Source organism: Agrobacterium rosae, from assembly GCF_002915175.1.
Lineage (GTDB): Bacteria > Pseudomonadota > Alphaproteobacteria > Rhizobiales > Rhizobiaceae > Agrobacterium > Agrobacterium rosae.
On record NZ_NXEJ01000006.1, the window covers coordinates 235,976 to 255,385 of the forward strand.

18 protein-coding genes are annotated in these 19,410 nt (G+C 57.3%); 9 read left to right on the plus strand and 9 right to left on the minus strand.

Annotation, left to right across the window (positions count from 1 at the left end; genetic code table 11):
- Genes CPJ18_RS12275 through thrC form a run of 3 tightly spaced genes read right to left on the minus strand, consistent with a single transcriptional unit; the run spans position 1 to position 3,355 of the window.
- Entirely contained in the window at positions 1-591 is a 591-nt protein-coding gene (locus CPJ18_RS12275) for a GNAT family N-acetyltransferase (protein ID WP_077118995.1), read from the minus strand.
- Positions 592-639: 48 nt separating this feature from the next.
- Positions 640-1,938 (minus strand): M16 family metallopeptidase, encoded by a 1,299-nt coding sequence (locus CPJ18_RS12280; protein WP_077118997.1) that lies wholly within the window; start codon positions 1,936-1,938, stop codon positions 640-642.
- A gap of 16 nt (positions 1,939-1,954) precedes the next feature.
- Positions 1,955-3,355: a threonine synthase gene (gene thrC / locus CPJ18_RS12285; protein WP_077118999.1), complete on the minus strand. Its 1,401-nt coding sequence runs from the start codon at positions 3,353-3,355 to the stop codon at positions 1,955-1,957.
- Between the two features lie 229 nt (positions 3,356-3,584).
- On the opposite strand from thrC, the gene CPJ18_RS12290 reads away from it, so the two are divergent.
- On the plus strand, positions 3,585-4,130 hold the full coding sequence (locus tag CPJ18_RS12290) for a PilZ domain-containing protein (RefSeq protein WP_153366661.1): 546 nt from the start codon (positions 3,585-3,587) through the stop codon (positions 4,128-4,130).
- 26 nt (positions 4,131-4,156) lie between these two features.
- Here CPJ18_RS12290 and CPJ18_RS12295 read toward each other — a convergent pair whose 3' ends face one another.
- The 3 genes from CPJ18_RS12295 to CPJ18_RS12305 all read right to left on the minus strand — a co-directional run bounded on the left by CPJ18_RS12295 (position 4,157) and on the right by CPJ18_RS12305 (position 5,492).
- A complete protein-coding gene (locus tag CPJ18_RS12295) occupies positions 4,157-4,471 on the minus strand; it encodes a BrnA antitoxin family protein (RefSeq protein WP_103658572.1) in 315 nt (104 codons plus the stop codon).
- On the minus strand, positions 4,456-4,731 hold the full coding sequence (locus tag CPJ18_RS12300) for a BrnT family toxin (RefSeq protein ID WP_103658574.1): 276 nt from the start codon (positions 4,729-4,731) through the stop codon (positions 4,456-4,458). The genes CPJ18_RS12295 and CPJ18_RS12300 overlap by 16 nt, the downstream gene beginning before the upstream one ends.
- A gap of 71 nt (positions 4,732-4,802) precedes the next feature.
- Positions 4,803-5,492 carry an HAD family hydrolase gene (locus CPJ18_RS12305; protein WP_103658587.1) on the minus strand — a complete coding sequence of 230 codons (690 nt, stop codon included), beginning with the start codon at positions 5,490-5,492 and terminating at the stop codon, positions 4,803-4,805.
- 146 nt (positions 5,493-5,638) lie between these two features.
- Between CPJ18_RS12305 and CPJ18_RS12310 the strand changes: the two genes are divergently transcribed.
- The 3 genes from CPJ18_RS12310 (at position 5,639) to CPJ18_RS12320 (ending at position 7,521) form a co-directional block, all read left to right on the plus strand.
- On the plus strand, positions 5,639-6,319 hold the full coding sequence (locus tag CPJ18_RS12310) for a GntR family transcriptional regulator (protein WP_077103649.1): 681 nt from the start codon (positions 5,639-5,641) through the stop codon (positions 6,317-6,319).
- A 180-nt stretch (positions 6,320-6,499) separates the two neighbouring features.
- Positions 6,500-7,078 carry a biotin transporter BioY gene (locus CPJ18_RS12315; RefSeq protein ID WP_103658589.1) on the plus strand — a complete coding sequence of 193 codons (579 nt, stop codon included), beginning with the start codon at positions 6,500-6,502 and terminating at the stop codon, positions 7,076-7,078.
- Entirely contained in the window at positions 7,075-7,521 is a 447-nt protein-coding gene (locus tag CPJ18_RS12320) for a DUF1284 domain-containing protein (RefSeq protein ID WP_103658591.1), read from the plus strand. Before CPJ18_RS12315 ends, CPJ18_RS12320 begins: the two co-directional genes overlap by 4 nt.
- Here CPJ18_RS12320 and CPJ18_RS12325 read toward each other — a convergent pair.
- Positions 7,511-8,596 (minus strand): hypothetical protein, encoded by a 1,086-nt coding sequence (locus tag CPJ18_RS12325; protein WP_103658593.1) that lies wholly within the window; start codon positions 8,594-8,596, stop codon positions 7,511-7,513. The two genes, CPJ18_RS12320 and CPJ18_RS12325, sit on opposite strands and share 11 nt — an antisense overlap.
- 201 nt (positions 8,597-8,797) lie before the next feature.
- Between CPJ18_RS12325 and CPJ18_RS12330 the strand changes: the two genes are divergently transcribed.
- Positions 8,798-9,943 (plus strand): site-specific DNA-methyltransferase, encoded by a 1,146-nt coding sequence (locus CPJ18_RS12330; RefSeq protein ID WP_077119013.1) that lies wholly within the window; start codon positions 8,798-8,800, stop codon positions 9,941-9,943.
- A 406-nt stretch (positions 9,944-10,349) separates the two neighbouring features.
- Here CPJ18_RS12330 and CPJ18_RS12335 read toward each other — a convergent pair whose 3' ends face one another.
- Both CPJ18_RS12335 and mutY read right to left on the minus strand, forming a co-directional pair.
- On the minus strand, positions 10,350-10,961 hold the full coding sequence (locus CPJ18_RS12335) for an HAD family hydrolase (RefSeq protein WP_103658595.1): 612 nt from the start codon (positions 10,959-10,961) through the stop codon (positions 10,350-10,352).
- Entirely contained in the window at positions 10,961-12,061 is a 1,101-nt protein-coding gene (mutY, locus tag CPJ18_RS12340) for an A/G-specific adenine glycosylase (protein WP_103658597.1), read from the minus strand. Before mutY ends, CPJ18_RS12335 begins: the two co-directional genes overlap by 1 nt.
- 80 nt (positions 12,062-12,141) lie before the next feature.
- Between mutY and CPJ18_RS12345 the strand changes: the two genes are divergently transcribed.
- The 4 genes from CPJ18_RS12345 (at position 12,142) to CPJ18_RS12360 (ending at position 19,267) form a co-directional block, all read left to right on the plus strand.
- Positions 12,142-12,651: a DUF721 domain-containing protein gene (locus CPJ18_RS12345; protein WP_103659099.1), complete on the plus strand. Its 510-nt coding sequence runs from the start codon at positions 12,142-12,144 to the stop codon at positions 12,649-12,651.
- A gap of 137 nt (positions 12,652-12,788) precedes the next feature.
- Positions 12,789-13,469: a DsbA family protein gene (locus CPJ18_RS12350; RefSeq protein WP_103658599.1), complete on the plus strand. Its 681-nt coding sequence runs from the start codon at positions 12,789-12,791 to the stop codon at positions 13,467-13,469.
- Between the two features lie 72 nt (positions 13,470-13,541).
- A complete protein-coding gene (locus CPJ18_RS12355; RefSeq protein ID WP_103658601.1) occupies positions 13,542-17,006 on the plus strand; it encodes an AAA family ATPase in 3,465 nt (1,154 codons plus the stop codon).
- Between the two features lie 356 nt (positions 17,007-17,362).
- Complete coding sequence (locus CPJ18_RS12360; RefSeq protein WP_103658604.1) at positions 17,363-19,267, plus strand: HAMP domain-containing methyl-accepting chemotaxis protein; 1,905 nt, start codon at positions 17,363-17,365, stop codon at positions 19,265-19,267.
- Positions 19,268-19,410 lie beyond the last annotated feature (143 nt).

The following is a 19,410-nucleotide window of genomic DNA, read 5'->3' on the forward strand; positions in this document are numbered from 1 at the left end:
CTACTGCGTCCCGGCGGGATTTTGCTTATCGGAAATGAGGGAGAACATGACGTGGTCCCGCCAATTGCCGTTTATTTTCAGATATTCCCGCAAGAGACCTTCCCGCTGAAATCCGGCATTTTCAAGCAGCCGTATGCTTTTGAAGTTTTCTGGAATACAGGCTGCCTCAATACGGTGCAACTGAAGTCCGTCGAAGATGTAGGGTATTACCAGCTTTAATGCGGCAGACATATGGCCTTGGGCCGCGTAAGCCTCACCAATCCAGTATCCAATCATGCAGCTTTGCGCGGCACCGCGCCTGATATAACCGATGGTGATGCCGCCCAGCAGCGTTCCATCCTGGGTAAAGAGCAGCAGCGATATCGCCATGCCCGAGGAAAATTCCTGGCCGTTGCGGGTCACGCGCACGCGAAACGAACTCTCGGTCAACTCGTCCGCGCGCCACGTCGGCTCCCATGGCTGGAGGAATTGCCTGCTTTCCGACCGCAGCTTGTACCACTGCCTGTAGTCGGAATAGCGCGGCAATCTCAGCAGATACTCAGCGTTACGAAGTTCCGGTGTATCGCTGTTGCGGGAAAGAAAACGCAGCATGTAAGGTCAGACCTCATCCCCACTTGCCGCGGACATATGCCCTTGCCGTCAGCCGTTAGCCTGTATTTTGGTGGATGGCGTTGCCGAAAGCTCCGCCGTAATGTCCGAAAGCGGCAGCAGGTTTTCCAGCGGGCCGATGGCGGACAATGTTGGAACTGTATCGAAAAACAAGCGGCCTGCAAGATCGGTCAGACGTTCTGTAGTGATATCGCCCAGACGCTGCATCATCTCGTCATTGGGAATAGGGCGGCCATAGAGCATCATCTGGCGGGCGATCTGCCCGGCGCGCGCCGCAGGGCTTTCCTGACCCATCAAAAGCTGAGCGCGGATTTGCGCCCGGGCGCGGTCGATTTCTTCCTGATGGATGGTCTGCGACGATTTGCGAAGCTCATCGAGGATGACAGGAACGAGTTCCGCTAGGTCGTTGCTGCCGGTCGCGGCATGAATGCCGAAAATGCCGGTATCGGAAAAACCCCAATGGAAGGCATAGACCGAATAGCAGAGGCCGCGAAACTCACGGACTTCCTGAAACAGCCGCGAAGACATTCCGCCGCCCAAGATATTGGCGAGAATCTGCGAGCAGTAGAAATCACGGGCGTGATAGGCTTTGCCTTCGAAACCCAGCAGGACCTGCGCATCCATCAGATCACGCGTTTCACGGATTTCACCGCCGGTATAGATCGCTTTTTCCATGACGGGGGTCGCGACCGGAAGCTGCGGCAGACCGGCGAAACGCTGCTCGACCTGCTTGACGAAGCTCTCGTGATCCACGGCACCTGCGGCCACCACGAACATGCGGTCGGTGGTGTAGTTGCGTGCCAGATAATGACGAATTTGACCTGTCGAGAAAGACTGAACCGTATCGGGCGTACCCAGAATAGGGCGACCGATGGTCTGATCGCGATAGGCGACACCGGAGAAATTATCGAAGAGAACGTCATCGGGCGTATCGGTCGCAGCGCCGATTTCTTGCAGGATTACGTTTTTCTCACGCTCCAGTTCCGCCTCGTCAAAGGCTGACTCCGTCAGGATATCGGCGAGGATATCGACAGCCAGCGGCACATGGTCTTTCAGGACGCGGGCGTAGTAGGAGGTGGTCTCGGTCGATGTAGCGGCATTGACTTCGCCGCCGACATTCTCGATTTGCTCGGCAATTTGCCGGGCGGTGCGACGGGCCGTGCCCTTGAACGCCATATGTTCGAGAAGATGCGCGATGCCATGCTCGTCATCGGTCTCGTTGCGGGAACCGGATTTGATCCAGACCCCGAGAGCAACGCTTTCAAGGTGAGGCATTCTTTCGGTAACAACCGTCAACCCGGAGGAAAGCCGGGTTACATTCACACTCATATCAAGTCTTTCCGCGTCACTCACCCTTGGCGCGAGCATGTTTGCCGATGAATGTTTCTACGGCGTCCAGCTCAGCATTCAGGATATCGAAACGCTCCTCCCGGTTCATCAGATCAGCAAGCCATACTGGAAGCGCTGGATCGATTTCGCAAGCGGATTTTACAGCAGCAGGAAATTTCGCCGGATGCGCAGTGGACAAAGTGACCATCGGAGTGTTTGATTTTTCGTGCTTTTTCGCTACGAAAACAGCAGAGGCCGTGTGCGGGTCGAGCAGGTAGCCACTCTCGGCCAAAGTATCGCGAATGGTCGCAGCAACCTGTTTTTCCGTGGCGCGGCCCGCGCGGAAATCGCGCTTGATGAACTTCATCGCCTTGTCGGAAATATCGAAAGCGCCAGATTGTTTCAGGCCATCCATGGAGCGTTTGACGGCCCCGGCATCGCGATCATAGGCTTCAAACAGAAGCCGCTCGAAGTTGGATGAAATCTGAATATCCATGGACGGCGACGTTGTGGCGTGGACGCCGCGCATTTCGTAACGACCGGTCTTCAGGGTTCGCGCCAGAATGTCGTTGTCATTGGTGGCAATCACCAGCTTGTCGATGGGCAGGCCCATCTGCTTGGCAACGTAACCTGCAAAAATGTCGCCGAAATTGCCTGTCGGGACAGTGAAGGACACCTTGCGGTCGGGACCGCCCAGCGAAAGCGCTGCCGTAAAGTAATAAACGACCTGCGCCATGATGCGCGCCCAGTTGATGGAGTTCACGCCCGACAGCTTAACGCTGTCGCGGAATTTACCGTCGTTGAACATCTCTTTGACGAGGGTCTGGCAGTCATCGAAATTGCCATGAACGGCAATCGCGTGAACGTTGGACGCTGTCGAACTGGTCATCTGGCGCTGCTGCACTGGCGAAACCTTGCCATGCGGAAACAGAATGAAAATATCGGTGCGTTCGCGGCCCGCAAAGGCATCGATGGCAGCGCCGCCGGTATCACCCGATGTCGCGCCGACGATGGTGGCGCGTTCGTTGCGCTCTGTCAGCGTGTAGTCCATCAGGCGGGCGATAAGCTGCATCGCAACGTCCTTGAAGGCGAGCGTCGTGCCGTGGAAAAGCTCCAGAATGAACGAATTGGGACCAGTCTGCACCAAGGGAACGACTGCCGGGTGGCGGAACGTGGCGTAGGCGTCATCAATCATCGCGCGGAACGCATCGGCCGGAATCTCGCCGCCGGTAAAGCGGTAGAGAACCTCGAAAGCGACTTCCTGATAGGTTTTTCCGCGAAGCGCGCGAATTTCCTTTTTCGACATGGTCGGCCATTTGCGGGGAACGTAAAGTCCACCGTCACGCGCCAGACCCGCCAGAAGCGCGTCGGAAAAACCAAGAGATGGGGCGCTGCCCCTGGTCGATACATATTCCACGAGATAGTCCCTTATCGTCGGCGGCGTCTGCGCTGGAAGCCCTTGTTTGGCAGCGTTGTGAAGGATTTTGCAAATTTAGAGCAAATCCGAACGCAACCAATCGATTTTTTCCAGCGCCGCTGCTATAGACCATCGCCGACGGGCATGAAAGGCCAATAAACGGGTTCTACGGTCCTGCATCGGTGTAGTTTTTGAAGGGTTGAACAGAGTGACAGGGAATATTTTGCGTTTGTCCGCCGCCATATCGCTTCTGGCTGTGATCAGCGGTTGCAACTCTTCCAATCCATCGGACTCGATGGCGGTGAATGCACCGACCGCTGAGGCTGTGTCACCGGTTGTTCAGGCGAATTGCCCGGGTATCACCATTCTCGACTCCAACGCCGTACACCGCGTTTACGCCGGTGGTGGGAGCGATCCGACGAAGCTGGTCTATCAGGCATCACTTTCCGATACGACGCGCTCCTGCAGCATGAGCAACGACACTTTGACCGTGAATGTGCTGGCGCAGGGCCGTCTTGTTCCCGGCCCGCTCTCCAAGCCCGGCCGCATCAACCTTCCCATCCGCGTAACGGTGAAGGACGGCAACGGCGAAATCTTCTCGCAGGTCACGAATTTCCCTGTCGATCTTCCAGCAGGCGATGCAGGCACGCAATTCATCTTCAACAACCCCAACGTCGCCATTCCGAACGGACCCGGCGGCGCATCGCGCCAAACCAATGTTTTCATCTCGTTTGATGAGGGCGGTGCTGGCACGAAGAAGGGGCGGCGCGGGTAGGTTAGCCAAGCAGTGTTTGCTTGGCTCTAAAGCCCTGCGGCTTTGCGCAGGGCTTCGTTCATGCGGCCCTGCCAGCCTTTTCCGCTTTGACGAAACCTGGCAATCACGTCCTCATCCAGACGCAACGTGATTTGTCTCTTCGGGTTTTCCAGGGTAGGGCGTCCGCGGGACACGCGCTGTTCGTCCATGGCTTTGAAAAATTCTGCGGGTAAAACCTCTGCAGCAGGTCGCGCACGCTCTAGCTCAGCTTCGGGGATTTCGGGAAAGTCTACGGCGTCCCAATCGGCTTCGCTATATCCACGTCCGGCTTGGAAGGTCTTTGCTTTTAAGGTCTTGGCCAAGGTAGCCTCCTTCTTTCCCTGTCGCTGGCCTGCCGGAAGCTTACGATGGAGATCGCTTCCGCCCCGAGCGTCGCAAAGATGACGGCGGCGGTTCCATCGCGGAAATATCCTACCGCCTTGAAGCGCCGCTGGCTTCGCTCACTGACCAGGCTTTCTTCAACGAGGGCATTTCCCCAATCAAACTCGCCGATATCGGCAAAGTCAAAACCATGCTTGTCGATATTGGCGAGTCGCTTTGGCTCGTCCCAGATAATCTTCATGAATTAATGTAACTACATTTATTAAAATATCAATGTCGTTACTCAAATCAGGAAAATATCTGCATGGCAACTCAAGCCACCCCGGCCCATTCCGACAGCGCTTCGATCGTCGCGGGCAAGTCCTGCATGCGAGCGATCACCGTTTCGGCGCCGGCATCCGTCAGGCGATCCGCGTGGCTGGGGTAGGTGTGGGATGCACCGGTGAAGCCGATGACGCGCATGCCTGCGGCGCGTGCGCCTTTGATGCCGTGAACGGAATCTTCAATCACCACAACGCGGTCCGGCGGGACGTTGAACTGTTTTGCGCCATGCAGGAAGATATCCGGCTTCGGCTTGACGCGGTCAGCACCCAGATCCTTGGCGGAATAGATATGGCCTTCGAAGTAGGGCTTCAGGCCAACCTTGGTCAGCATCATCTCCAGACGGGCGCTGGAGGAATTGGAGCAGATGCAGCGTGGCAGGGTCAGGCGCGACAGTGCGGTCTTGACGCCTTCGATCACCTTCACGTCACGCTCGAGCCGCGCATCCAGAAGTTTCTCGGACTTTTCCAGCAGCGATGCGGATAGGGGAATGCTCGCTTCGCGCTCGACTTCGAGAAGAATGTTCTTCCACGTCATGCCGGAGAAGCGCTCGCCCATTTCCTCGGTCGAGATCGGGTAGCCGGCATCCGTCAGCAGGCGTGCTTCAACCTGGGCGGCAATGATTTCGGAATCGACGAGAACGCCGTCGCAGTCGAAAATGATGAGATCAAAGCCGCTCATGGGCTCTCCTTAGCGATTGGGTATGGAGGAAACGGTTGATACCGAAATATTTGGGCGCTTTTAGACCATGTGGACCATAAGCTCAACCGATGCCATCGCAGACGAGCCTTGCTCGACAAGTTTCGTGCCGCGCTTTATGTCATGCCATGGCCAAAACTCCGAAAACCAAACCCGAAGATACCATTGCCGCAAAAATCAGCCGGACCCTGGCAGACCGTATCGTGCGTGGGGAACTCGCCCCCGGCGAGCGGCTGCGGCAGGACCATGTCGCCGAGGAGTTTGGTGCCTCGCATGTTCCGGTCCGCGAGGCGTTTCGTCGTCTGGAAGCGCAGGGGCTTGCCGTCAGTATTCCGCGCCGCGGCGTGCGGGTGGCCGATTTCGGCCTGCCCGATGTCCAGGAAGTGGCCGAGATGCGGGCGGCACTGGAAGTGCTGGCGCTGCGCCACGCCATTCCCAACATGACGCCAGCCATTCTGGACGAAGCGGAGGCGGCAACGCTGGCGGGTGACAGGGCTATGGATGTGCGCCAGTGGGAGGAAGCCAACCGTCGCTTTCACCGGCTTATCACCGCGCCCTGCGCCATGCCGCGATTGATGGAAGCGATCGACGGACTTCATGCAGCAAGTGCGCGTTTTCTGTTTTCGGCGTGGCGGGCAGGATGGGAACGGCGCACGGACACCGACCACCGCGCCATCATTGATGCCCTGCGCGGCGACCGCGCGGAGGAGGCTGTGCGTATTCTGGATGGGCATGTGCAGTGGATTGGCCGCACGGCAATCCGTACCTCGACTGGCTTGACCCGCGACGCCTTCGTTATCGTCGGCTAAATTATAGATAATTTTAAATGGCGCTATACTGCTGATTTTGTAAGGTTTATGCGGATTCTATCCACATGGCGTGATTATCCCTGAATGAATTCTTACACCCGTCTCTGGCTTCCGATGAGTTTTTCGTTATCAATCATGCTGTCTTTGAGGAATTATCTATAATTTGAAAAGGAAGACACTATGACAGCTCAGATTCGTAACGCTCCCTCCGGTTTTCTCGATCTCTCATCAAAATCTTTTGTCCAGCAGTCCCTATTCGTCGTTGCTGGAACGTTGGTCTTGGCGCTCGCATCGAAACTCTCAGTCCCAATGATCCCGGTGCCGATTACCATGCAGACGTTCGCTGTTACGATAATCGGCGCTCTCTATGGCTGGAGGCTCGGGACGTTGACAGTGCTTGCATGGTTGGGTGAAGCCATGCTTGGCATGCCGGTTCTCGCTGGCGGTTCATCCGGTCTTGCACCCTTTGTCGGGCCGACTGCCGGTTACCTTGTTTCCTTCCCCATCATGGTGGCGCTTGTTGGCTTCATGACGGAGAAGGGGATCAACGGTCATCGTCCGATTGGCGGTTTCCTGCTGCATCTCTCCGCAAATGCGTTGGGTCTCGCCCTCGGTTGGGCATGGCTTGCGGGTCTGTTGGGTGCTGAAAAAGCCTGGATCGCGGGCGTTGCGCCTTTCATTTTGGGCGCCGTTATGAAATCGGCTCTTGCCGCTGCCGTTCTCAAAGTCGTCGCGCTGCGTGCAGAAGCGTCCAAATGACGGTTCGTCTCAGGGCACATCATTTGCTCTGCATGCTGACCTATGTCGGCAAAGGTTATACGCCCGGCTTCACGGTCAATTACGACCGTGTGGCCGAGCGGCTGAATGGCGGAGAAGAGATCGAAATCGTGTCCGGACCGGACGACATCTGCGCACCCCTGCTGGGCGATGATGCCGCCCACTGCTTCAAGGACAGTGTGAATGGACGGGACGCAAAAGCCTTGGAAGTCGTGGCGGAGTGGCTTGGCGAAACGCCTAAAATTGGCGACCGCATCGGGCCGGATGAAGCCTTCATCGAAAAGCTTCGGTCCGGTTTTCAGCAGGGGCATCTGAGAAAAGCATGTTCGGGCTGCGAATGGACAAGCCTCTGCGACCGCGTCTCGCAATCCAATTTCTGCGGCGTAAAAATCGCGCCGCAGATTGCTTCCAAGGTTATTCGGTGATGTTCAGTTCGGTGCGTTCAGCAGCGGTTACCGTTGCGTTGACTTCCTTGGGCTCACGCTTGGATTTATCGTCATAGGTGACTTTCACCGCGTAATTGCCTGGGCGCAGGGTTTCCTGATGCTTGGTGTCGTAGCGCCCTGAAATTTCCTTCTGGGTTCCCTGAATGTCCCTGGTCGTTTCGAGAATGTCGATGCGCTGCGCATCCGGCGCGGAAACAGCCAGAACGCCAGCGTCCAGATTGACGGTCAGGTTCGTGCGCTGTCCGGGGGTCACGGTAAAGGGTGTGTCGACGCTGACCTGTCCCAGCCGCGCACGCATGATGAAGTTGCCCGCGGGCATCTGCATCATCTTGCCCACACCGTAGGTGCCGGTCAGGGTTTCACGCGTGCCATCCAGCGTTTCGTCAGGGGAAAGGGTTTCGAAGCGGATATTGTCTGTTTCCACCGCGCGGCCACCTTCTTTGTAGACCGCGTTGGTCACCACGACACCGCTCGGAATGATGATGTCGTGGCTGATGGTCTCACCTGCCTTGACGGTGATCTTTTCTTGCGCACGGGCAGGGCCAATCCGGCCCTCCAGTGTCAATTCTCCGGCCGGCACGAAGATTTGCTTTGATCCATAAATGCTGTCGCTGAAGCCGGCACCCTGTTTGACCTCGACCCGTGCGAGCGGCTCGGCTTCCTTACTGTCTTGGCTGCGCTTGGGAACGATGGTCAGTTGCGCGGCATTGAAATCGACCTTCACCTCCGCAACCGCACCGTCCTTCACATCGACGGCTACCTCGCGGCTGATATTGCCGAGGGCAGCCACCGCCACATATTTGCCCACTGGTATTTTCTCTTCGAATGTCGCGTCGTAAGCGCCGCTGACATTCTCGTCGCTCCGTCCGCCGGTGCTGTCGGCCTTGTAGAAATCCCAACGCACCTTGTCGCTGTTGCCCAGCGAAGGTCCACCCTGAACGAGGACGGCATCCGTCTTGACGTTGATCTGCGGTTTGATAACCGGTGGTTTCGCTTCCTGTGAAAAAGCAGTCGTCGCGAAAAGCGTGGAAACGATAATCAGTGAAACGCGCATCTAGTATTTACCCCTGCAACCCATACCCTTGGCTCCATCTGCTAGATGGCGCGCAAAATTCCGAAATCACAACGATAATCATAGGCATCTTGTTCCACCGACTGTTTTTTTTGATTTTTCTGCCACGCGTTCAGCCTTTGATAACCATCTTCGGTAACCATAGCGTCAGTTCAGTCGAGTAAGCGTATGGAGCGAGTACCTATGGCATCAGTGTTTCCGCTGGCCGATTTTCGGCACGCCGGTTTTGATCTTGCAGGTGAAAGCGATGCCTGGAAAGACAGTATCATAAAGGGCGATTGCGTTGCCGCTCTCGAGGCTCTGCCCAGCCAGTCCATCGATGCAATTTTTGCCGATCCACCGTATAATCTCCAGCTTGGTGGCACGCTTCATCGCCCGGACCAGTCGTTGGTCGATGCTGTCGATAATGATTGGGACCAGTTCGCATCCTTCGAAGCTTACGATGCCTTCACCCGCGCCTGGCTTCTGGCCTGCCGCCGGGTACTGAAGCCCAATGGCACCATCTGGGTCATCGGCTCCTATCACAATATCTACCGCGTCGGCTCCATTCTTCAGGACATGAATTTCTGGATTCTCAACGACATCGTCTGGCGCAAGACCAACCCGATGCCGAACTTCAAGGGTCGCCGGTTCCAGAACGCACATGAGACCATGATCTGGGCCAGCCGCGATGCGAAGGCGAAAAGCTACACCTTCAATTATGAAGCGCTGAAAGCCTCCAACGACGACGTGCAGATGCGTTCCGACTGGCTGTTCCCGATCTGCAGCGGCGGAGAGCGCCTGAAGGGCGATGACGGCAAGAAGGTCCACCCGACCCAGAAGCCGGAAGCATTGCTTGCCCGCATCATCATGGCGTCCACCAAGCCAGGCGATGTCGTGCTCGACCCTTTCTTCGGCTCCGGCACGACAGGTGCGGTTGCCAAGCGTCTCGGTCGTCACTTCGTCGGCATCGAGCGTGAGCAAGACTATATCGATGCCGCCTCTGCCCGCATCGCCGCCGTCGAGCCTCTTGGCAAGGCGGAACTTACCGTCATGACCGGAAAGAAGGCCGAGCCGCGCGTTGCCTTCAACGTGCTTCTCGAAAGCGGTCTGGTTCGCCCTGGTCAGGTTCTGACGGATGCGAAACGTCGTTACAGCGCCATCATCCGTGCCGATGGCACGATTGCTTCTGCCGGTACCGCCGGTTCCATTCACCGCCTTGGCGCGAAAGTGCAAGGACTGGATGCCTGCAACGGCTGGACGTTCTGGCACTATGAGGATGGTGAGGCTTTGAAGCCGATCGATGATCTGAGAACACTGATCCGTAATGAAATGGCAAAGGCTGGATAAAGCGATCCACCGCTTTGCCCTTGCCAACGAAAGGCGGTCTTGCCGCCCCACATACTTCATCCGGTTTTAGTACCTTCAGTCCCGGATGAAGAGTAACAGACGCCCGGCGTTCCCTGAACGTCGGGCGTCTGTGTATTCGTTATTAATCATAGCAGAATTTTCTTAAATATATCAATTGCATGGCAAGCCTGGAGCAAGTATGGCTCTGTAGCTGTGTGTCCAAGGGAGCCACAGCAAGCCGCCAATGGGTCTGGCCGGAAATCAGAATTGATTTTCGGCAAAACATGATTCGCAAATAACAAAGGCGGCAACTTTCCCGGATATGAGATTTACAAATCTGGTCGCTTGCGACCAGACTGGTGCAGGTAGAAGACCGCCATTTTCGCCTGCACCAGCCATTCTCATCTTATACGTCGATGCCATATGTGGCCAAATCGGCTCTCAATTTCTCAGCACCGGTAAAATGCACGGCCTGCCATCCGGCAGCTTTCGCGCCTTCCACATTCGGCAGCGAATCGTCAATGAAAATGCTGCTGGCGGGATCGAGATCAAACGTCTGCGCATGCAATTCATAAATCGCGACATCCGGCTTGATCAGGCCGACATCACCCGAAACGGTCACGCCGCGCGAAAGGGTGAGGAAGGGATACATCTTCTGCGCTTCGCGGAACGTGTCTGAGGCGAAGTTGGTCAGCATGGTCACATCATAGCCGCCATCGATCAGGCCTTTGAGGATGGCGACCGAATCGTCATAGGAATGCGATACCATTTCGTGCCAGTGCAGGCGAAAGGCGCGGATCGTTTTTTCGTGATCGGGATGGTCCTGCAAAAGCAGCGATTCGGCCTCATCCCAAGTCCGTCCACGATCCTGCTCCAGATTCCATTCATGGGTGCAGACGTTTTCGAAGAACCATGCCCGCTCGTCAGCGTCAGGGATCAGGCGACTGTAGGGAATATCAGGGTCGTAATGGATCAGAACCTTGCCGATGTCGAAAACGATGTGATTGATCTTGGTCATCAATTTTTCCTGCTTTTATCAAATGCGAGAGGAATAGCCTGAGAGATGGCTTTTTTCATCACGGTTGGCAAAGCCTGAGCTTCAAGATTTGTGACGGGCTCCCACCATTCGTCATTGGGACCGGGTTGCACGCGTCTCGAAACTTTAGCCCGGAAAATGGAAAGCCTAAGCTCGAAATGGGTAAAGACGTGAACGATTGTCCCCGCAGGCTCCCATTCCGCGTCGAAGGGCGCATGCTCTGTACCGGTGCCGCCATCGATTCGGGCGGTCCATGCCGTGGTCGGCACCTCAGTCATGCCTCCGAGAAGCCCGGTTTCGATACGGCGGCGCAGCAGAATCTCGCCTTTGTCATTCAGCGCAACGAAGGCCGCACCGACGCGCACCGGCTTCTCCTTCTTGGCAGCCTTCACCGGAAAGCGCTCCGGCTCACCCTGTGCAAGCGCCAGACAGTGGCTGTTGTAAGGACAGATTGCGCAAGCCGGGCGCTTCGGCGTGCAGATTGTCGCCCCGAGGTCCATCATCGCCTGCGCAAAATCACCTGGACGATCAGCCGGCGTGATCTCCGCCACCTTCGCCCGCATCACACCTTTGGAACCGGGCAGGGGAGCGTCGATGCAAAACAGGCGGGAAATCACTCGCTCGACATTACCATCCAGCACGGCTGCCTGCCGGTTGAACGCAATGGCCGCAACAGCTGCCGCCGTATAATCGCCAATGCCGGGGAGCTTTTTCAAACCTTCTTCGGTGTCTGGAAACACGCCGCCATGCTCATTCGCAACGGCTTCGGCGCATTTCTTCAGGTTGCGGGCGCGAGCGTAATAGCCAAGCCCCGCCCAAGCCGACATAACGTCGTCGCTCGGGGCGGCGGCCAGATCCTCGACCTTTGGCCATAGCGCCAGAAACTTGGCGAAATAAGGCTTTACCGCTTGAACGGTGGTCTGTTGCAGCATCACCTCGGACAGCCAGACGTGATAGGGATTGGCCCGCAAGCCCCTGGCCGTCATCGGCGGCGAGGTGCGCCACGGCAGGTCGCGGTGGTGCCGGTCATACCACGCCAGCAGCATATCCGCGTAAGGCGGGTGTTCGATTTTATGAAGCATGGTTTGCTGTGGCCCTCGTATTGCGCCTATACTTGGTTCATCCGCTTGCGCCGATCAAGCCGCGAGTTGACGAGGTGAGAATGAAAAAGCCCCGCAAAGGCGTTATCCAGATTGCCGAAATCGCAAACGGCATCATCGACCCCGTTCTGGCGAAACGCGCTGGAATCAGCACGTCTCTGCTCGGTTCGTGGGACGAAATTGCAGGAAGCGACTTTGCCGATTGCACACGCCCGGAAAAGATAACATGGCCGCGCCGTGACGAGGGGCCGGACCGTGGCGGATATCAGGCAGGCGTCCTGACCATTGCCTGTGAAGGTGCGCGCGCGCTGTTTCTGACCCATGCGCAAGGTGAGTTGATTGCCCGCATCAACGGCTTTTTCGGCTTTCCTGCGGTGCGGCAAATCAGGATCGTCCAGAAACCGGTATCGCAAACGCTTAATCGCCGTCCCAAGCCGCAGCCCTTGCGTGGCGAGGCCGCCAAGCGCCTGGAAGGCATGATGGACGGCATTGAAAGCGAGGCTTTGCGCAAGGCCGTGGAGCGCCTCGGCACCGCCGTTTTGCAAAAGCGTGTTCGTCGCGGCACGATTTGACGCAGCCTAAAGACGCACACTGTCCTTGACTGGTCACAATTCTTTGACAAGAAGAAAAGAAATGGCCGCTTGTTCTGAACAGGTGGTCGCTATATCGCAATTGTAGACAATTTCAGTCTTTCACAAACAGGTGCTTGATGCATTTTCCCGAATTCAATATCACCCGCCGCAATCTTCTTGGTGGTGTCGCCCTTGCAGCCGTTGCCGCCGCCTTGCCATTTGCATTGACGCCGGGTGTCGCCCTTGCGCAGGAGTTGCCGGAATCTTCCGGTAATGTCGATATGGCCGCCGTCATGAAACCCGGCCCGCTTCCAGACCGCGGTCTTGGAGACGTGAATGCACCGGTGAAGATTGTCGAATACATGTCCATGACATGCCCGCACTGCGCGAATTTCCACAATAAGACGTTCGATGAGATCAAAAAGAAGTACATCGATACGGGCAAGGTCTATTTCGTCATCCGCGAGTTCCCGTTCGATCCGCGCGCTGCCGCTGCCTTCATGCTGGCCCGTTGCGCACCTGAACAGCAGTACTACCCGTTCGTTTCCATGCTGTTCAAACAGCAGCAAAGCTGGGCCACGGCGCAGGATGCACGCGCTGCCCTGCTGCAAATGTCGAAAATGGCCGGTTTTTCACAGGAGACATTCGAGGCCTGCTTGACGAACCAGAAGCTTCTGGATGATGTGAACGCAACGATGCAACGCGGTGCGACGGAATTCGGCGTCAACTCGACCCCGACCTTCATCATCAACGGAAAGCGCTACGCTGGAGACATGTCTGTTGAAAACATGTCGGCTCTTGTCGACAGCCTGCTCTAAGAGACGTTACCGGACAAAAGCGGGCGACGGATATTTCCGTGCGCCCGTTTTTTATGATCGCAGGGTAGCAGCATGAAGTTCAACAAGCTTCGCCTGCTCGGCTTCAAATCCTTCGTTGAGCCTTCGGAATTCATCATTGAGCCCGGCCTGACCGGCGTCGTCGGTCCCAATGGCTGCGGCAAGTCCAACCTTGTCGAGGCGCTTCGCTGGGTGATGGGCGAAAACTCCTATAAGAACATGCGCGCATCCGGCATGGATGACGTCATTTTTTCAGGCTCAGGCAATCGCCCCGCCCGCAACACCGCCGAAGTCGGCCTCTACCTCGACAATTCCGACCGCACCGCGCCCGCCGCCTTCAATGATGCAGATGAAATTCAGGTCACGCGCCGCATCGAGCGAGAGAACGGCTCGGTCTATCGCATCAATGGCAAGGAAGCCCGTGCCAAGGATGTGCAGCTTTTGTTCGCCGACGCTTCCACCGGTGCGCGCTCGCCGTCCATGGTGGGGCAGGGGCGCATTGGCGAACTGATCAACGCCAAGCCGCAGGCACGCCGACAGTTGCTGGAAGAGGCGGCGGGTATTTCCGGTCTGCATTCGCGCCGCCATGAGGCGGAACTACGCCTGCGCGCCGCCGAGACCAATCTGGAGCGGCTAGAAGATGTCACGGCGCAGCTGGAAAGCCAGATCGAAAGCCTGAAACGGCAGGCGCGTCAGGCCAACCGTTTCAAGATGCTGTCGGCGGACATCCGCGCCCGCGAGGCGACCTTGCTGCACATCCGCTGGGTGGAGGCCAAGCAGGCCGAAGGTGAGGCGGAAAGCGCGCTCAATCAGGCAACCAACGTGGTCGCGGAAAAGGCGCAGGCACAGATGGAAGCGGCCAAGGCGCAAGGCCTTGCCAGCTTCAAACTGCCGGAACTGCGTGAAAACGAGGCCAAGGTCGCTGCCGCTCTGCAACGCCTGCAAATCGCTCGCACGCAACTGGATGAGGAAACCAACCGCATCCTGCGCCGCCGTGACGAGCTTGCCCGTCGTCTGGCGCAACTGGGCGAGGATATCGAGCGCGAAGAGCGAATGGTTTCCGACAACTCTGAGATTCTTGCGCGTCTGGATGCCGAAGAAGCCGAAATCCTCGAAATCTTGGCCGACTCGGGCCGCTATTCCGAGGAAACCCGCGAAGCTTTCGAGGAAGCTGCCGCCAAGCTGGCCGAGAGCGAGCGGGTTTTCGCAAGCTTGACCGCAGAACGCGCCGAAGCCTCCGCCAACCGCACGCAGCTGGAACGCACCATCCGCGATCTGGCCGACCGGAAAGCACGGCTTGACCGTCAGGCATCGGATGCTGCTGCCGAAATTGAAAATATCGATGAAAAACTCTCTGGCCTGCCCGACCCTTCGGAAAAACGCGAAAGCGTGGAGGCCGCCGAAATCGCAGTCGAAGACGCTTTGATTGTCGTGGAGGAAGCCGAATCGGCGGTAGCCAATGCGCGTTCCGCAGAAGCGCTGGCGCGTGGACCTGTGGATACGGCGCGCAATCGTCTCAACGCGCTGGAAACCGAAGCGCGCACCATCTCCAAAATGCTCGCCGCCGGTGCCGTCTCCGGTTCGTTCACGCCGGTGGCCGAAGAATTACGGGTTGATCGCGGCTTTGAAGCAGCTCTCGGCGCCGCCTTGGGCGATGATCTCGAAAGCCCGCTCGACCCTGCCGCTCCGGCCTACTGGACCGCCAACGGCGAAGGTGCCGCAGACCCGGTACTACCGCACGGCGTTGCGACCCTGCTTGCGCATGTCGCGGGACCGGACGCGTTGAAACGCACGCTGCGTCAGACCGGCATTGTCCCCAGCGCCGAAGAAGCCAAGCGGCTGATGCCCACGTTGAAGCCCGGTCAGCGCCTCGTTACCAAAGACGGTGCGCTGTTCCGCTGGGATGGCCACATCACCAGTGCCGATGCTCCCGGGAACGCGGCGCTTCGGCTTGCCCAGAAAAACCGCCTTGCTGAACTGGAAGGCGAGATTGAAGAGGCCCGTTACGCCTTGGAAGAGGCTGAAGAGCAGCTTGCCGCCAGCGCCGACGAGATTCGCCTTGTTGAAAGTCAACTTGCCGACGCGCGGGACCGTAGCCGCATCGCGTCGCGCCAGCTTGTCGAAGCCCGCGATGAACTATCCATGGCCGAACGCGCCTCCGGTGATCTTCTGCGCCGCCGCGATATCGTTTCCGAAGCGATCAACCAGATTAGCGGCCAGATCGAAGACATTGCCGTTCAGGAAGAAAATGCCCGCATCGAGTTGGAAGACGCGGCCGATCTCTCCGATCTCGATCTGCGCCTGCGCGAAAGCCAGCTTGAGGTCGCAACCGATCGCAGCCTTGTGGCCGAAGCCCGTGCCAAGCATGAGGGCCTGAACCGTGAGGCGGAAGCCCGCCAGCGCCGCATCAATGCCATCGCGCAGGAGCGTGCCACATGGCAGGGCCGCGCCGCCAGCGCCAGCGGCCACATCGCCACCTTGCGCGAACGCGAAGACGAGGCCCGCGATGAGCTTGCGGAGCTCGATATCGCGCCAGAAGAGTTCGATGAAAAGCGTCGCAATCTTTTGACGCAACTACAAAAGACCGAGGAAGCACGGCGACAGGCTGCCGACCAGCTGGTTGAAGCGGAAAACCTTCAACGCGAAGCGGACCGCACAGCGACCATCGCTTTGTCGGGGCTGGCAGAAGCCCGCGAAAAACGCGGTCGCGCCGAAGAACGCCTCGTCTCCGCCCGGGAAAAACGTGGGGAAGGCGAACATCGTATCCGCGAAGCCTTAAACGTCGAGCCGCATCTGGCCTTCCGTTTGACGGGTCTTGGTCCTGATGCGCCGATGCCCGAGACCCGCGATGTCGAACGTGATCTGGACCGGTTGAAGATAGAGCGCGAACGCTTGGGCGCGGTCAACCTGCGCGCCGATGAGGAGCAGGCGGAGCTTTCCGAAAAGCTGGCAGCGCTGATCAAGGAACGCGACGATATTATCGATGCGGTGCGCAAGCTGCGCGCTGGCATCCATAATCTCAACCGCGAAGGACGCGAGCGTCTGGTCGCCGCCTTCGATATCGTCAACACGCAATTCCAGCGGCTGTTCACCCACCTCTTCGGTGGTGGTACGGCGGAGCTGCAATTGATCGAATCCGATGATCCGCTGGAAGCGGGCCTCGAAATCCTCGCCCGCCCGCCGGGCAAGAAACCGCAGACCATGACGCTGCTGTCGGGCGGCGAGCAGGCGCTGACGGCGATGGCGCTGATCTTCGCAGTCTTCCTCACCAACCCCGCACCCATCTGTGTGCTGGATGAGGTGGACGCGCCGCTGGATGACCATAATGTGGAGCGTTACTGCAATCTGATGGACGAAATGGCGGCAACCACGGATACGCGCTTTGTCATCATTACCCACAACCCCATCACTATGGCGCGCATGGACCGCTTGTTCGGCGTCACCATGGCCGAACAGGGCGTTTCGCAGCTCGTTTCAGTCGATTTGCAGATGGCTGAACGGTTGATTGAAGCCGTCTGACCCGTCAACCTCGGCTTTTTATAAAAAAGACTCCCAAAGCAGCTCAAACTTCCGTAACGTGAAGTATAATTATTTATCTATCCTAATGATATATTGCCTTATATTCTCTCTTCCAAGTTGGCCTCATCACATCATCAGATGAATATTGCTCATCCCTCAGTTGGTGTTTTTTCTTGCAGATGAGCTGTTATGGTCAAGATGCGAGCAATTTGATCAATTTTTCAGCAGAATAGTTGTGTTTCATATCTAATTAATTGTTCAATAGCATTCTTTTAGTGCGTGTTCTGGAAACTACCTTGTGTGTCGTTCCGAATAGCCTGCGATTTTATGGTGGTGCGTCGCTCAAGAGGATTTCCATGTCTATTCGCTCCAAACTTCTGTCGTGCATATTTTTCCTTGTAGCAATACTTGCGGTTACGTCCGTATTCTCGATTTACGCTTTGAATGAAGAAGCAAGGCTTCTGCGCAGCATCGTCGCGGACCGGGTCATGCCCATGGCCCAGCTCAAATCCATCTCCGATGATTATGCAGTGAAGATTGTCGATACTGTCCATAAGGTCAGCGGTGGTTCTCTGAGTATCGATCAGGGCATTCAGAACATCAGTGACGCCAAGCAGAATATTGACAAGTCATGGGCCGCCTACAGCGGCACTTATATGGAAGACGATGAGAAACGCCTTGCGGATGATTTTCAACGCATGCGCCAATCGGCTGACGAGAAAATCGAAGGCATTGTGACGCTTCTCAGGGGCGGCGATATCGAGGAGATCGGCAAATTTGCAGATGGCAAGCTCTACGCGATCATTGATCCATTGGGCGAAGCCGTTTCCAAACTCATCGCGATTCAGCTAGACGCGGCCCATGACGGCATGACGGCTGGCGAAGAGCTCAAGTCTTTCATCTTGCACACTTTGCTTATTCTTGGCGTGATTGCCCTTGTTTGCGCGGCCACCTGTGTCTTCATCGTCCTGCGCGGTGTCATCAGGCCCATTCAGGTCATGACCGGCTCGATGTCATCACTGGCATCCGGCAATATCGATCTGGAAATTCCAGGCGCTGAGCGCAAAGACGAAATCGGCAGAATGGCGCAGAACGTGGTTGTTTTCCGCAACAATGCCATTGAGCGTCTGCGTCTTGAACAGGAAACGGAAGCCAATCGCAGCCTGTCCGAAAAAGAGCGGATGGCGCGTGAAGAGCAGAAGGCCAGAGAAGCAGCCGACACCAGCTTTGCCGTCGATAATCTCGCAGATGCCCTGTCTCGCTTGTCGGATGGCGATGTGTCGTTCCGCATCAGCCAGCCTTTTGCCGCACATCTGGACAAGGTCCGCGAGAACTTCAACGGTTCTGCCGAAAAACTGCAGTCGGCGCTGAGCCGCGTTGCCGAAAATGCCCGTGGTATCGATGCCGGTGCCAATGAAATCCGCTCGGCTGCCGACGATCTGGCCAAGCGCACGGAACAGCAGGCCGCGTCGGTGGAAGAGACCGCAGCGGCGCTGGAAGAAATCACCACCACGGTAAAGGATTCGACCAAGCGTGCCCAGGAAGCCGGTCAACTCGTGGCCAAGGCACGCACTGGTGCTGAGCAGTCCGGCGATGTCGTTCGCAAGGCCGTTGTTGCTATGGAGCAGATCGAGAAGTCCTCGTCGGAGATTTCCAACATCATCAGTGTCATCGATGAGATCGCCTTCCAGACCAACCTGCTGGCGCTCAACGCCGGTGTGGAAGCGGCCCGTGCCGGTGAAGCAGGCAAGGGCTTTGCGGTGGTAGCACAGGAAGTGCGTGAACTGGCGCAGCGTTCTGCAAAGGCTGCGAAGGAAATCAAGGCGTTGATCACGACGTCGAACGACCAGGTTCAGCAGGGCGTACAGCTGGTCGGTGAAACCGGCCGTGCTTTGGAAACCATCGTCACCGAAGTGCAGGAAATCAACCGTCACGTGGTGGCGATCGTGGATGCGGCACAGGAACAGTCCTCCGGCTTGCAGCAGATCAATACCGCCGTGAACCAGATGGACCAGGACACGCAGAAGAACGCAGCGATGGTGGAAGAGCAGACGGCGGCCAGCCATGGTCTGGCGCGTGAAGCAGCATCGCTGAACCATCTGCTTGGCCAGTTCAAGCTGGGTGGCGGTTATGAAGCACCGGTTCGTGCAGCAACACCAGTCGAGCGTCCGGTTCAGTCACCAGCCCGCGCACTGGGGCGCAAGGTTGCATCCGCCTTCAGCGGCAATGCCGCCGTCAAGTCCGACTGGGAAGAATTCTGAGCAGAAGCATCTGAGTAAATTGTTGGGTGTCACGCCGTCCGCGCCTGTCGCGGGCGGTTTTTTGTTGCCGCTGGAGCGGCTTGCGCCGCATTTATGCTGCACTGCGGTGGCATCGTGGAACAGAGGCCGTTTCCAACACTGTG